Source organism: Pseudomonas sp. OG7 (genome assembly GCF_014192825.1).
In the GTDB taxonomy this organism is placed as follows: Bacteria; Pseudomonadota; Gammaproteobacteria; order Pseudomonadales; family Pseudomonadaceae; genus Aquipseudomonas; species Aquipseudomonas monteilii.
The window spans coordinates 206,247-219,630 of record NZ_JACHYK010000005.1; the positions used below are offsets into that span (position 1 = coordinate 206,247).

Below are 13,384 nucleotides of genomic sequence, written 5' to 3' on the forward strand. Positions count from 1 at the left end.
TGGAAGAGCGCAACGCGTTGACGCCTGCGCGCTTGCAGGGGTATACAGTGCGCCGCGTTTTACCTGTGACCCTTTTGCGTACCGCGCACTCTTGATCACGCCGGGTTGACCCGCTTCGGCGGCGCCTGAGGTCAAGAAACCCAAGGTAACCACCTTGCCCATTCCGCTGCGCCACGAGCGCGGTGGGTCCGATTCCGTCACAGATAAAAACAATGCAGGTGACTTCGTTCATGAGTGGACAAAACATGCATTCAGGCGAGCTCAAGCGGGGCCTGAAGAACCGCCATATCCAGTTGATCGCCCTGGGTGGTGCAATTGGTACCGGCCTGTTCCTCGGCTCGGCAGGCGTGATGAAATCCGCCGGCCCGTCGATGATCCTTGGCTACGCCATCTGCGGCTTCATCGCCTTCATGATCATGCGCCAGCTTGGCGAGATGATTGTCGAAGAGCCGGTGGCCGGCTCGTTCAGCCACTTTGCACACACCTACTGGGGCGGCTTCGCCGGCTTCCTGTCGGGTTGGAACTGCTGGGTGCTGTATATCCTGGTGGGCATGTCGGAGCTTTCGGCGGTTGGCAAGTATGTCCACTACTGGTGGCCGGAGATCCCGACCTGGGTCACTGCGGCGGCGTTCTTCGTGCTGATCAACGCCATCAACCTGATGAACGTGAAGTTCTTCGGTGAAGCCGAATTCTGGTTCGCCATCATCAAGGTCGTGGCCATCGTCAGCATGATCGGCCTGGGTGCCTACCTGCTCACCAGCGGCAGCGGCGGGCCGGATGCCACCATCGCCAACCTGTGGTCCCACGGCGGCTTCTTCCCGAACGGTGTCAGCGGGCTGGTGATGGCCCTGGCGTTCATCATGTTCTCGTTCGGTGGCCTGGAAATGCTCGGTTTCACTGCTGCCGAAGCCGACAAGCCGAAGACCGTGATCCCCAAGGCGATCAACCAGGTCATCTGGCGTATCCTGATTTTCTACGTAGGTGCCTTGGTGGTATTGCTGTCGTTGACGCCATGGGACAACCTGGTCGCCAGCATCGATGCCTCGGGTGGCAGCTATGGCAGCAGCCCGTTCGTGCAAGTGTTCTCGCTGCTGGGCAGTGACGTTGCTGCCCACTTGCTGAACTTCGTGGTCCTGACAGCCGCACTGTCGGTGTACAACAGCGGCACCTACTGCAACGCGCGCATGCTGCTGGGCATGGCCGAACAGGGCGATGCCCCGGCGTCGCTGGCCAAGGTCGACAAGCGTGGTGTGCCCGTGCGTTCGATCCTGGTGTCGGCTGCCGTTACCTTCGTGGCCGTACTGCTCAACTACCTGATGCCGCAGAATGCCCTGGAGCTGCTGATGTCGCTGGTGGTGGCTACCCTGGTGATCAACTGGGCGATGATCAGCTATTCGCACCTGAAGTTCCGCCAGCACCTGGACCGTACCGGCCAGAAGCCGCTGTTCAAGGCGCTGTGGTACCCCTACGGTAACTACGTGGTGCTGGCCTTCGTGGTGCTGATCCTCGGCATCATGCTGATGATTCCGGGTATTCAGGTTTCGGTGTATGTCATGCCGGTTTGGTTGTTCGGGATGTTTGTGGTCTACATGGTCAAGCCGCGCCGCCGGATGAATGCCGGTGGGGCTGTGGGTCACGTGGCCAAGTAAGCAACTCAAGGCCGTATGCAAAAACCCGAAGTCAGGTGACTGGCTTCGGGTTTTTTGTTGCCTGTGCAGGCAACACATCAGATCTGCTCCAGCAACCAGCCCCTGAATGCCCGCAACGACGGCAAGGCCTCATTCCTGGGCGGGTAGATCAGGTAATAACTACGCTGGCTGGCAAACGCCACGCCCGGGCTGTGCAGCTCACCCTTGGCCAACTCCTCTTCCACCAGAATACGCGGCACCAGCCCGATACCAATCCCGGCCCGCACTGCCTGGATCAGGTGCGAGGTCAGCTCGAAGCTGGGCCCCAGGCGCATTGCCCGGTGCGGCAGGCCATGGTGCGAGAACCACTCGCCCCAGGCATGCGGGTTGTTGGCCACATTCAACAGCACCTCTTCACTGATCCGTGCCGGGCTCCAGCCTTGGCTGTCGGCCCCGGCCTCCGGTGGCAGGATCACCACCAGTTCCTCGGCATGCAGGCGATGGCAGATCAGCCCCGGCAGGTCGTGGCTGGCCACACCGATGGCGGCGTCGATTTCGCTGGTGTCGAAGTTGATGGCTTCGATACGTGAATGGATGTGCACCAGCATGCCCGGGTGGGCGCTGTAGAACGCATGCAGCCGTGGCAGCAGCCATTTCGAGCCGAACGTTGGCAGGGTAGCCAGGCGCAAGGTGCCGACCCCCGACTGGTACGCCAGCGCCTGCAAGGTGGCACTGCGGATGCGCCCCAGCGCCTCGCTGAGCTCGCGTTGGTAAAGGCGACCCACATCCGTCAGCTGTACCTGGCGGCCTTCGCGGCGGAACAAGGTGAGGCCCAGTTGCTGTTCCAGCGCCTGCACCTGGCGGCTGACCGCGCTTTGCGTCAGCGACAGTTCGGCGGCGGCGCGGGTGTAGCTTTCATGGCGGGCGGCGGCCTCGAAGGCCAACAGCAGCGACATGGACGGTGTCAGGTGGCGGTAATTCATTCATAAAAGTCATTGATAGCGGCAGGATTATCCGTTTGCTCCTAAAGCGAAACTACAGGAACATTGGCGTATACGTCATCCCTGCATGCATCAACCCATGCCGGAGCGACAGGAGTCCCGTGAATTAGCCAATATCAAGAGGCCATCCTTCGATGATCGCCCAGCTGCCGACCGTTGCACCGAGCGCCAACTACCCCGAATTCCTCGAAGCCCTGCGCAACAGCGGCTTCCGTGGCCAGATCAGTGCCGACTACGGCACCCGCACGGTGTTGGCCACCGACAACTCGATTTACCAGCGCTTGCCCCAGGCCGCAGTGTTCCCGCTGGATGCCGACGATGTGGCGCGGGTTGCCACACTGATGGGCGAGGCGCGTTTCCAGAACGTCAAGCTGACCCCGCGCGGCGGTGGCACCGGCACCAATGGCCAGTCGCTGACCGACGGCATCGTCGTCGACCTGTCGCGCCATATGAACAAGATCCTCGAAATCAACGTCGAGGAACGTTGGGTGCGGGTGCAGGCCGGTACGGTCAAGGACCAGCTCAATGCCGCGCTCAAGCCGCACGGGCTGTTCTTCGCCCCTGAGCTGTCCACCTCCAACCGTGCCACTGTCGGCGGCATGATCAACACCGACGCCAGTGGCCAAGGCAGCTGCACCTACGGCAAAACCCGCGACCATGTGCTGGAGCTGCACAGCGTGCTGCTCGGCGGCGAACGCCTGCACAGCCTGCCAATCGACGATGCCGCGCTGGCACAGGCCTGTGCCGCACCTGGCCGGGTCGGCGAGGTGTACCGCATGGCCCGGGAGATCCAGGAAACCCAGGCTGAACTGATCGAAACCACTTTTCCCAAGCTGAACCGCTGCCTGACCGGTTATGACCTGGCGCACCTGCGCGATGAGCAGGGCCGCTTCAACCTCAACAGCGTGCTGTGTGGTGCCGAGGGCTCGCTGGGCTATGTGGTGGAAGCCAAGCTCAACGTGCTGCCGATCCCCAAATATGCGGTACTGGTGAACGTGCGCTACACCAGCTTCATGGATGCCCTGCGTGATGCCAATGCGCTGATGGCGCACAAGCCGCTGTCGATCGAGACCGTCGACTCCAAGGTGCTGATGCTGGCGATGAAGGACATCGTTTGGCACAGCGTTGCCGAGTACTTCCCGGCCGACCCCGACCGCCCGACCCTGGGTATCAACCTGGTGGAGTTCTGCGGCGATGAGCCGGCTGAGGTCAACGCCCGGGTGCAAGCCTTCGTCGAGCACTTGCAGGCGGATACCAGTGTCGAGCGCCTGGGGCATACGCTGGCTGAAGGCGCCGAGGCGGTGACCCGCGTCTACGTGATGCGCAAGCGTTCGGTGGGCTTGCTGGGTAACGTCGAGGGCGAGGTGCGCCCGCAGCCGTTCGTGGAAGACACGGCGGTACCGCCAGAGCAACTGGCCGACTACATCGCCGACTTCCGCGCCCTGCTGGACGGTTACGGCCTGGCCTACGGCATGTTCGGCCACGTCGATGCTGGTGTACTGCACGTGCGCCCGGCGCTGGACATGAAGGACCCGGCCCAGGCCGCGCTGGTGAAGCCGATTTCCGACGCCGTGGCCGCGCTGACCAAAAGCTATGGCGGCCTGCTGTGGGGCGAGCACGGCAAAGGCCTGCGTTCGGAATACGTGCCGGAGTACTTTGGTGAGCTGTATCCGGCGCTGCAGCGCCTGAAAGGCGCCTTCGACCCGCACAACCAGCTCAACCCCGGCAAGATCTGCACACCGCTGGGCAGTGCCGAGGGCCTGACACCGGTCGATGGCGTAACCCTGCGCGGCGACCTCGACCGCACCATCGACGAGCGCGTGTGGCAGGACTTCCCCAGTGCCGTGCACTGCAACGGCAACGGCGCCTGCTACAACTACGACCCCAACGACGCCATGTGCCCGTCGTGGAAGGCCACCCGTGAGCGCCAGCATTCGCCCAAGGGCCGCGCCTCGCTGATGCGCGAGTGGCTGCGCCTGCAAGGCGAAGCGAACATCGACGTGTTGGCCGCAGCCCGCAACAAGGTGTCGTGGCTCAAGGGCCTCCCGGCACGCCTGCGCAACAACCGCGCGCGCAGCCAGGGGCAGGAAGACTTCTCCCACGAAGTGTACGACGCCATGGCCGGCTGCCTGGCGTGCAAGTCGTGCGCCGGGCAGTGCCCGATCAAAGTCAACGTGCCGGACTTCCGTTCGCGCTTCCTCGAGCTGTACCACGGCCGCTATCAGCGCCCGCTGCGTGACTACCTGATCGGCTCGCTGGAATTCACCATCCCGTACCTGGCCCACGCACCGGGCCTGTACAACGCGGTCATGGGCTCTAAGTGGGTCAGCAAGCTGCTGGCCGACAGCATTGGCATGGTCGACAGCCCGTTGATCAGCCGCTTCAACTTCCAGGCCACGCTGACCCGTTGCCGTGTCGGCGTGGCCAGTGTGCCGGCCCTGCGTGAACTGACCCCGGCCCAGCGCGAGCGCAGCATCGTGCTGGTGCAGGACGCCTTCACCCGCTATTTCGAGACCCCGCTGCTGTCAGCCTTCATCGACCTGGCCCACCGCCTGGGCCACCGGGTATTCCTGGCGCCTTACAGTGCCAACGGCAAGCCTTTGCATGTACAGGGCTTCCTGGGGGCGTTCGCCAAGGCGGCGATCCGTAACGCTACCCAGCTCAAGGCCCTGGCCGACTGCGGTGTGCCTCTGGTGGGGCTGGACCCGGCGATGATCCTGGTGTACCGCCAGGAGTACCAGAAAGTGCCGGGGCTGGACGGTTGCCCGAAGGTGCTGTTGCCGCAGGAATGGCTGATGGACGTGCTGCCTGAGCAGGCGCCGACCGCACCGGGCAACTTCCGCCTGATGGCGCACTGCACCGAGAAGACCAACGTGCCGGCCAGTACCAAACAGTGGGAGCAGGTGTTTGCCCGCCTGGGCCTGAAGCTGGTGACCGAGGCGACGGGTTGCTGCGGTATGTCGGGGACCTACGGCCACGAGGCGCGTAACCAGGAGACTTCGCGGACCATCTTCGAGCAAAGCTGGGCAACCAAGCTGGACAAGGAAGGAGAGCCGCTGGCGACCGGTTACTCGTGCCGCAGCCAGGTCAAGCGCATGACCGAGCGCAAGATGCGCCACCCGCTTGAAGTGGTGTTGCAGTACGCCCAGCGTTAACGTTCAGGGCTTCGGGGGCTGCCAGGCAGCCCCCAGTTTTCAATGATCTCGATGCCGCCGCACCTGCCTGTACAGATACAGGCTCAACACCAGCCCACAACCCGCCGCACCCGCCGCAAACAGAAACATCGAAGCAAACCCGAACCCCGCCGCCACCGCGCCCACCAGTGGCCCGGTCACCCCCAGCGACAAGTCAATGAACAGCGAATACGCCCCCACAGCCGCCCCGCGGTTGGCCGCCGACACCTGATTCACCGCCTCCACACCCAGTGCCGGGAACACCAGCGAGAAGCCAAACCCGCTAAGCGCTGCCCCTGCCAAGGCCAACTCGGCGCTGGGCGCCAGCCACAGCATCACCAACCCCAGTGTTTCCACCGACAGGCAGGCAATCGCCACCCGGAACCCGCCAATGCGGTTGATCAGGTTGCCAAACAGCAGCCGCGCACTGATGAAGCTGGCGCCGAACAGGCTCAAGGTCAGCGCGGCATTGGCCCAGCCGCGGCTGGCGTAGTACAAGGTGATGAACGTGGCGATGGTGCCAAAGCCGATCGAGCCCAGGGCCAGTCCCGAACCGTGCGGGAACACCTTGCCCAGCACGCGCAGGAACGGCAGGCGTGCGCCACTGACGATAGGGGCGGCCTGTTTCGGCCAGGCCAGCAGCAGGCCGAGGATGCACAGCAGGATAATGCTGACGCCCATGCTCCACAGCCCCAGGCTCTTGACCATCAGCACGCCCAGCGGTGCACCGACGGCCAGTGCGCCATAGCTGGCGATGCCGTTCCAGGAGATGACCTTGGCGGTGTTTTCAGCGCCCACCCGACCGATGCCCCAGCCAATCGCGCCCGCACCTACCAGGCTTTCGGCGCTGCCCAGTGCTAGCCGGCCGACCAGCAGACAGGCCAGGCTCAGCCAGGGCTGGTGGGTGAGGAAGGCGCAGGCCAGCATGAACACCCCGCTAAGCCCGCAGCCTACAAGGCCGTACATGACCGCCTTCTTGCTGCCGTGGTTGTCGATGATGCGGCTGGCGGAGGGGCGGCTGAGCAGCGTGGCGAGGTACTGCACGCTGATCACAAGGCCCGCGACCACGGCGCTGAACCCCAGGTCGTTGTGCACATAGCCGGGCAACACGGCCAGCGGGATGCCGATGTTGAGGTAGCCAATGAAGGTGAAAAGGACGATGGAGACGACTTGCAGTGTGACCGCAAGGGGGCGCGGTGATTCGGGCATGGGGGCCTGCGAGGGTTCTGGACAGTGTGAAAACGTGATGACGGGGGTAGCCCGCAGGTCAGCCGTTTTCACACTGTTGGAGGTTGCGCGATTTATTCCTGGTCAGCGCTGGATTGATCGTCACCATCCTGCTCGACGGCAGCTGCCGGTTCGGCGTGAACGGTCACGGATGGCTCTTCTGGGTTCAGGCTTGGGAAGGGAAGATTCGGGATTTCGTGCATCTCGTCGTTCCTCGCAAGTGTGAGTGAAAAGTCTGCGCCAGGCGCGGTTGAAGCTTCGCAAAGCTGGGGCAGGATACACAAGTCTGGATGACAGTTTGGTTTTTTTACCGCTCGTTTGTCGGTTTTGCGGGCGAACAGCGCACATTAGTCATAAAAAAACGGGGCCGATTGCGGCCCCTTTTTTCAGCGATCACTTCCGGCCTTCGGCCGTTTCCGCCACCTTGTCGGTGCGGGCGCACATGATGAAGTCGTTGCGGTGCAGGCCCTTGATCGAGTGGCTCCACCAGGTCACGGTAACTTTGCCCCACTCGGTCAGCAGCCCAGGGTGGTGGCCTTCGGCCTCGGCGATTTCGCCTACGGCGTTGGTGAACGCCAGGGCGTGCTTGAAGTTCTTGAACAGGAAGACGCGCTCCAGCTCCATGTGGCCGTCACGTACTTCGATGTTCCAGTCCGGGATTTCGCGAATCAGCTCGGCCAGCTCTTCGTCGGTGACTTTTGGAGCGTCAGCGCGGCAGGCTTCGCAATGGGCTTGGTTCAAGGCATTCATGGGTGTTTTCCGGTTCGAGTTGTTATCGGCAGGGTCGCTCAGGCAGCGACCTTGGGTGGAAACTTCGGTGCGTGCAGGCCCAGCTGCATGGCCTTGTGGACCATGCCCATGATGTCTTCGTGGGCCAGGTCGAACAGGCACTTCATGTTGGGGAGCACGAAATACAGCGGCTGCAGGATGTCGATACGGTACGGGGTACGCATGGCTTCGATCGGGTCGAAGGCCTGGTGTTCAGGCTCGCCAGACAGACTGTAGACGGTCTCTTTCGGTGACGAGAGGATGCCGCCGCCATAGATCTTGCGGCCCTGGGCGGTTTCCATCAGGCCAAACTCGATGGTCATCCAGTACAGGCGCGCCAAGTACACGCGTTGTTCCTTGGTTGCCGCCAGGCCGAGCTTGCCGTAGGTGTGGGTGAATTCGGCGAACCATGGGTTGGTCAGCAGTGGGCAGTGGCCGAAAATCTCGTGGAAGATATCGGGCTCTTGCAGGTAGTCCAGCTCTTCCGGGGTGCGGATGAACGTGGCGACCGGGAAGCGTTTGCTGGCCAGCAATTCGAAGAAGGTCTGGAAGGGAATCAGCGCCGGAACCCGGGCAACCTGCCAGCCGGTGGTGGCACCCAGCACCTTGTTGATCTCGCCCAGTTGCGGGATACGGTCGTGGGGCAGCTTGAGCTGGTCGATGCCGTCCAGGTATTCCTGGCACGCGCGGCCTTCGATCACTTTCAGCTGCCGGGTGATCAGGGTGTTCCATACCGCATGCTCTTGCTGCGGGTAATCGATAAAACCATGCGCATCGGGCTCACGTGCCACGTAGTGCGTCTGTTTCATGAGGCTCTCCTGGTGAGGGCTTTTCTTGTTATGTGCAGGACATGCCTAAGGAATATCCCTTCACTGGCCGTTTTGCACGGGTGCAAGCGGCTGCCGCGCCAGCGGGTGAAGCGGATTTCGTAACGATAATTTTACAAAAGTGCCTGGGTGTCGGAAAATTCGGGGCGTACGGCTGATGGTTACGCTGTTTTTGTCAGCTTATCTTTACGACTTTTCCGCGCAATGTTGAAAAACATTGGCGCTTCGAGAGCCCTCATGCGTATCAAAGTGCATTGCCAGAACCGCATTGGCATCCTGCGCGACATCCTCAACCTGCTGGTGGAGTACGGCATCAACGTGCTGCGGGGCGAGGTCGGCGGTGACCATGGCAACGCCATCTACCTGCACTGCCCGAACCTGATCAACCTGCAGTTCCAGGCCTTGCGACCGAAGTTCGAGGCGATTGCCGGGGTATTTGGCGTCAAGCGCGTGGGTCTGATGCCCAGCGAACGCCGGCACATGGAGCTGAATGCCTTGCTCGGGGCGCTGGACTTCCCGGTGCTGTCGATCGACATGGGCGGCAGCATCGTCGCCGCCAACCGCACCGCAGCGCAGTTGCTGGGGGTGCGCGTGGATGAGGTGCCGGGCATGCCGCTGGCGCGCTATGTGGAAGACTTCGATCTGCCGGAGTTGGTGCGGGCGAACAAATCGCGCATCAATGGCCTGCGTATCAAGGTCAAAGGTGATGTGTTCCTGGCGGATATCGCACCGCTGCAGTCCGAGCACGACGACAGCGAGGCGTTGGCTGGCGCCGTACTCACCCTGCACCGTGCCGACCGTATTGGCGAACGCATCTACAACGTGCGCAAGCAGGAACTGCGAGGCTTCGACAGCATTTTCCAAAGCTCGCGAGTGATGGCCGCCGTGGTGCGCGAGGCCCGCCGCATGGCGCCGCTGGATGCGCCGCTGCTGATCGAGGGTGAGACCGGCACTGGCAAGGAGCTGCTGGCGCGCGCCTGCCACCTGGCCAGCCCCCGTGGGCAGTCGCCGCTGATGGCGCTCAATTGCGCCGGCTTGCCCGAGTCGATGGCCGAAACCGAGCTGTTCGGTTACGGCCCCGGGGCATTCGAAGGTGCGCGGGCAGAGGGCAAGCTGGGGCTGCTGGAACTGACCGCAGGCGGCACGCTGTTCCTTGACGGGGTAGGGGAGATGAGCCCGCGCCTGCAGGTGAAGTTGCTGCGCTTTTTGCAGGACGGCTGTTTCCGCCGGGTAGGCAGCGATGAAGAGGTGTACCTGGATGTGCGGGTGATCTGCGCGACCCAGGTGGATTTGTCCGAGTTGTGCGCGCGCGGCGAGTTTCGTCAGGACCTTTATCACCGCCTGAACGTGTTGTCGCTGCACATTCCGCCTTTGCGCGAATGCATGGATGGCCTGGAAGGGTTGGTGCAGCACTTTCTCGACCAGGCCAGCCGACAAATCGGCTGTGCCATGCCGCGCCTGGCGCCGGCCGCGATGGACAAACTTGGGCAATACCATTGGCCGGGCAATGTAAGGCAGTTGGAAAACGTATTGTTCCAGGCGGTTTCTTTATGTGAAGGCGGCGTGGTTAAAAGCGAGCATATACGTTTGCCGGATTATGGCGCGCGGCAACCGTTGGGTGAGTTTTCGCTGGAGGGCGATCTTTCGCAGATTGTCGGGCGCTTTGAAAAAGCGGTGCTGGAAAGTTTGATGGGGGAGTTTCCGAGTAGCCGGGCTTTAGGAAAAAGGCTGGGCGTTTCGCATACAACCATCGCAAACAAGTTAAGGGATTATTCGCTTGGCAAGTCTGCCGATTAATTCTGCTTTGCAAAAGGTGAAAGGGGCCCGTAGGGCCCCTGATTCAGAAGGTATCAGCCGTTGGAGCAGCCGTTCCCCATCACGCGGTATTCGAGAATGTGCTTCTGGCCCTTGGAGTCCTCGTAGGTCATGCGGGCTGGCACGACTTCGCACACATTGGGCACTTCGCTCATGGAGATGACGCGGGCAATGTCCAGGTGCTGCGAGTAACTGTACTGTTCAACCGGAATCTGCTCGGCATCTTTGGCTTCGCCGGCCATTGCCGCGCCGCAAAGACTGCCAAGTACCAATACCAGTAAAGCTTTCATTTTCTATTTACCTGTCTAAGGTCGTGAGGGGGCACGCGGCGCTTATGGCGCCGCGAGTACTGCTAGTTTTAACTATCGGGATTAGAGGGAGATTAACGTTTGCCTTCGTGGGGGCTGTTACCAGTTGTTAATCGCCTTGCCGTTGCTGGCGAGGTGAATTTTAGGGTTGTGGCCAAGGCCGAAACAGTGGGTCTTTTGATAAAGTGTTTTGACAGAATCTGTAACAATCCTCTGGTAAAGCCCCTCGTTTTTTTCGTGGTCAGGGCTGTAATCCGCATGCCAGAGCACTTTGGCGGAACGGGCGTACCAAATTACTACCAACGTCGAATGGCTTTTGTCGCTCTGGTACAGTTACAAACGGTTCCATACAAAAACAACTATTACACCGAGGTAACACAGATGAGTGCGGCTCCACTGTATCCCGTTCGTCCCGAGGTTGCGGCCACTACCCTGACCGACGAGGCCACCTACAAGGCCATGTACCAGCAATCGGTGATCAATCCGGACGGCTTCTGGCGCGAGCAGGCCCAGCGAATCGACTGGATCAAGCCGTTCACCAAGGTCAAGCAGACCTCCTTCGACGACCATCACGTCGATATCAAATGGTTCGCCGACGGCACTCTGAACGTTTCCTCGAACTGCCTGGACCGCCACCTTGAAGAGCGCGGCGACCAGCTGGCCATCATCTGGGAAGGCGACGACCCTTCCGAACACCGCAACATCACCTACCGCGAACTGCACGAGCAGGTGTGCAAGTTCGCCAACGCCCTGCGTGGCCAGGACGTGCACCGGGGTGATGTGGTCACCATCTACATGCCGATGATCCCCGAAGCCGTGGTCGCCATGCTGGCCTGCGCCCGCATCGGTGCAATCCACTCGGTGGTGTTCGGTGGTTTCTCGCCCGAGGCGCTGGCTGGCCGTATCATCGACTGCAAGTCCAAGGTGGTGATCACCGCCGACGAGGGCCTGCGTGGCGGCCGCCGCACCCCACTCAAGGCCAACGTCGACCTGGCGCTGACCAACCCTGAAACCAATAGCGTGCAGAAGATCATCGTGTGCAAGCGCACCGGTGGCGACATTGCCTGGCACCAGCATCGCGACATCTGGTACGAAGACCTGATGAAAGTGGCCTCCAGCCACTGCGCGCCGAAAGAAATGGGGGCCGAGGAAGCGCTGTTCATCCTCTACACCTCCGGTTCTACCGGTAAGCCGAAAGGTGTGCTGCACACCACCGGCGGTTACCTGGTGTATGCCGCCCTGACCCATGAGCGGGTATTCGACTACCGCCCGGGTGAAGTGTACTGGTGCACTGCCGACGTAGGCTGGGTCACCGGCCACAGCTACATCGTGTACGGCCCGCTGGCCAATGGCGCCACTACCCTGCTGTTCGAGGGTGTGCCGAACTACCCTGACATCACCCGCGTGTCGAAGATCGTCGACAAGCACAAGGTCAACATCCTCTACACCGCGCCCACTGCCATCCGCGCGATGATGGCCGAAGGGCAGGCAGCTGTTGAAGGTGCCGACGGCTCCAGCCTGCGCCTGCTCGGCTCGGTGGGCGAGCCGATCAACCCCGAAGCCTGGAACTGGTACTACAAGACCGTGGGCAAGGAGCGTTGCCCGATCGTCGATACCTGGTGGCAGACCGAGACCGGTGGCATTCTGATCAGCCCGCTGCCGGGTGCTACCGGCCTGAAACCGGGGTCGGCTACCCGTCCGTTCTTCGGCGTGGTGCCAGCGCTGGTGGACAACCTGGGTAACCTGATCGACGGTGCTGCCGAGGGCAACCTGGTGATCCTCGACTCCTGGCCGGGCCAGTCGCGTTCGCTGTTCGGCGACCACGATCGTTTCGTCGACACCTACTTCAAGACCTTCCGTGGCATGTACTTCACCGGTGACGGTGCGCGCCGTGACGAGGATGGCTATTACTGGATCACGGGCCGTGTGGATGACGTGCTCAACGTATCCGGGCACCGCATGGGTACCGCCGAGATCGAAAGTGCCATGGTGGCCCACGCGAAGGTGGCCGAGGCTGCAGTGGTTGGCGTGCCGCACGACATCAAAGGGCAGGGCATCTATGTGTATGTCACCCTCAATGCCGGTATCGAGGCCAGCGAGCAGCTGCGCCTGGAGTTGAAGAACTGGGTGCGCAAGGAAATCGGCCCAATCGCCTCGCCGGATGTGATCCAGTGGGCACCGGGGCTGCCGAAAACCCGTTCGGGCAAGATCATGCGCCGTATCCTGCGCAAGATTGCCACCGGTGAGTACGATGCGTTGGGCGATATCTCGACCCTGGCCGACCCGGGCGTGGTGCAACACCTGATCGATACCCACAAGGCCATGAACCTGGCCTCGGCCTGATAGCGAAGCAGGGCCGTGTGAACAGAAAACCCCGCCCGGGCAACCCGGCGGGGTTTTTGCTTTACTGTTACCCGACATTCATCGGTAACTGTTCTGTCACCCGCCTTGCACACGTTCGGGGCGCGAGGAAACAACACGGACCTGTTTCGGTGCGCTTCTCCAGCCATTTTGTACAACGCGGCACGCTACACTTGCCGTAGTACAAGGCTTTGCCAATAATAGGCCCAGGAATTGCTAGGTCTATTGGTTCTATTTCTTGTGCCTTCGCATATTTTGCGCTGGTCGTCAACATCG

Annotated in this window: 10 protein-coding genes; 4 read left to right on the forward strand and 6 right to left on the reverse strand. The window is 61.7% G+C overall.

Features of this window, described 5'->3' with window-relative positions; genetic code table 11:
* Positions 1 to 230: 230 nt before the first annotated feature.
* Positions 231 to 1,649, forward strand: a complete 1,419-nt coding sequence (locus FHW75_RS14160; RefSeq protein ID WP_161751068.1) for an amino acid permease — start codon at positions 231 to 233, stop codon at positions 1,647 to 1,649.
* 77 nt (positions 1,650 to 1,726) lie between these two features.
* Here FHW75_RS14160 and FHW75_RS14165 read toward each other — a convergent pair whose 3' ends face one another.
* Positions 1,727 to 2,611, reverse strand: a complete 885-nt coding sequence (locus tag FHW75_RS14165) for a LysR substrate-binding domain-containing protein (protein WP_016711859.1) — start codon at positions 2,609 to 2,611, stop codon at positions 1,727 to 1,729.
* A gap of 152 nt (positions 2,612 to 2,763) precedes the next feature.
* On the opposite strand from FHW75_RS14165, the gene FHW75_RS14170 reads away from it, so the two are divergent.
* Positions 2,764 to 5,784, forward strand: coding sequence for an FAD-binding and (Fe-S)-binding domain-containing protein (locus tag FHW75_RS14170; protein ID WP_183673909.1), 3,021 nt, complete (start codon positions 2,764 to 2,766; stop codon positions 5,782 to 5,784).
* Positions 5,785 to 5,823: 39 nt separating this feature from the next.
* Here FHW75_RS14170 and FHW75_RS14175 read toward each other — a convergent pair whose 3' ends face one another.
* The 4 genes from FHW75_RS14175 to phhA form a co-directional block, all read right to left on the reverse strand.
* Positions 5,824 to 7,011, reverse strand: coding sequence for an MFS transporter (locus FHW75_RS14175; RefSeq protein ID WP_025753873.1), 1,188 nt, complete (start codon positions 7,009 to 7,011; stop codon positions 5,824 to 5,826).
* Positions 7,012 to 7,103: 92 nt separating this feature from the next.
* Positions 7,104 to 7,232 (reverse strand): hypothetical protein, encoded by a 129-nt coding sequence (locus tag FHW75_RS26825; protein WP_016488505.1) that lies wholly within the window; start codon positions 7,230 to 7,232, stop codon positions 7,104 to 7,106.
* A 190-nt stretch (positions 7,233 to 7,422) separates the two neighbouring features.
* Positions 7,423 to 7,779: a 4a-hydroxytetrahydrobiopterin dehydratase gene (locus tag FHW75_RS14180; RefSeq protein WP_003254532.1), complete on the reverse strand. Its 357-nt coding sequence runs from the start codon at positions 7,777 to 7,779 to the stop codon at positions 7,423 to 7,425.
* 38 nt (positions 7,780 to 7,817) lie between these two features.
* Entirely contained in the window at positions 7,818 to 8,606 is a 789-nt protein-coding gene (phhA, locus tag FHW75_RS14185) for a phenylalanine 4-monooxygenase (protein ID WP_025753872.1), read from the reverse strand.
* 255 nt (positions 8,607 to 8,861) lie between these two features.
* On the opposite strand from phhA, the gene FHW75_RS14190 reads away from it, so the two are divergent.
* Positions 8,862 to 10,421, forward strand: a complete 1,560-nt coding sequence (locus FHW75_RS14190) for a sigma-54-dependent phenylalanine hydroxylase transcriptional regulator PhhR (protein WP_025753871.1) — start codon at positions 8,862 to 8,864, stop codon at positions 10,419 to 10,421.
* 53 nt (positions 10,422 to 10,474) lie between these two features.
* On the opposite strand, the gene FHW75_RS14195 is transcribed toward FHW75_RS14190, so the two are convergent.
* Positions 10,475 to 10,729 (reverse strand): DUF2790 domain-containing protein, encoded by a 255-nt coding sequence (locus FHW75_RS14195; RefSeq protein ID WP_003260110.1) that lies wholly within the window; start codon positions 10,727 to 10,729, stop codon positions 10,475 to 10,477.
* 399 nt (positions 10,730 to 11,128) lie between these two features.
* On the opposite strand from FHW75_RS14195, the gene acs reads away from it, so the two are divergent.
* On the forward strand, positions 11,129 to 13,090 hold the full coding sequence (gene acs, locus FHW75_RS14200) for an acetate--CoA ligase (RefSeq protein WP_016711854.1): 1,962 nt from the start codon (positions 11,129 to 11,131) through the stop codon (positions 13,088 to 13,090).
* Positions 13,091 to 13,384 lie beyond the last annotated feature (294 nt).

Excerpts from the sequence above, each read along its gene's own strand:
- FHW75_RS14160 (WP_161751068.1), top strand. The coding sequence starts at position 231 with ATGAGTGGACAAAACATGCATTCAGGCGAGCTCAAGCGGGGCCTGAAG.
- FHW75_RS14165 (WP_016711859.1), bottom strand. The coding sequence starts at position 2,611 with ATGAATTACCGCCACCTGACACCGTCCATGTCGCTGCTGTTGGCCTTC.
- FHW75_RS14170 (WP_183673909.1), top strand. The coding sequence starts at position 2,764 with ATGATCGCCCAGCTGCCGACCGTTGCACCGAGCGCCAACTACCCCGAA.
- FHW75_RS14175 (WP_025753873.1), bottom strand. The coding sequence starts at position 7,011 with ATGCCCGAATCACCGCGCCCCCTTGCGGTCACACTGCAAGTCGTCTCC.
- FHW75_RS26825 (WP_016488505.1), bottom strand. The coding sequence starts at position 7,232 with ATGCACGAAATCCCGAATCTTCCCTTCCCAAGCCTGAACCCAGAAGAG.
- FHW75_RS14180 (WP_003254532.1), bottom strand. The coding sequence starts at position 7,779 with ATGAATGCCTTGAACCAAGCCCATTGCGAAGCCTGCCGCGCTGACGCT.
- phhA (WP_025753872.1), bottom strand. The coding sequence starts at position 8,606 with ATGAAACAGACGCACTACGTGGCACGTGAGCCCGATGCGCATGGTTTT.
- FHW75_RS14190 (WP_025753871.1), top strand. The coding sequence starts at position 8,862 with ATGCGTATCAAAGTGCATTGCCAGAACCGCATTGGCATCCTGCGCGAC.
- FHW75_RS14195 (WP_003260110.1), bottom strand. The coding sequence starts at position 10,729 with ATGAAAGCTTTACTGGTATTGGTACTTGGCAGTCTTTGCGGCGCGGCA.
- acs (WP_016711854.1), top strand. The coding sequence starts at position 11,129 with ATGAGTGCGGCTCCACTGTATCCCGTTCGTCCCGAGGTTGCGGCCACT.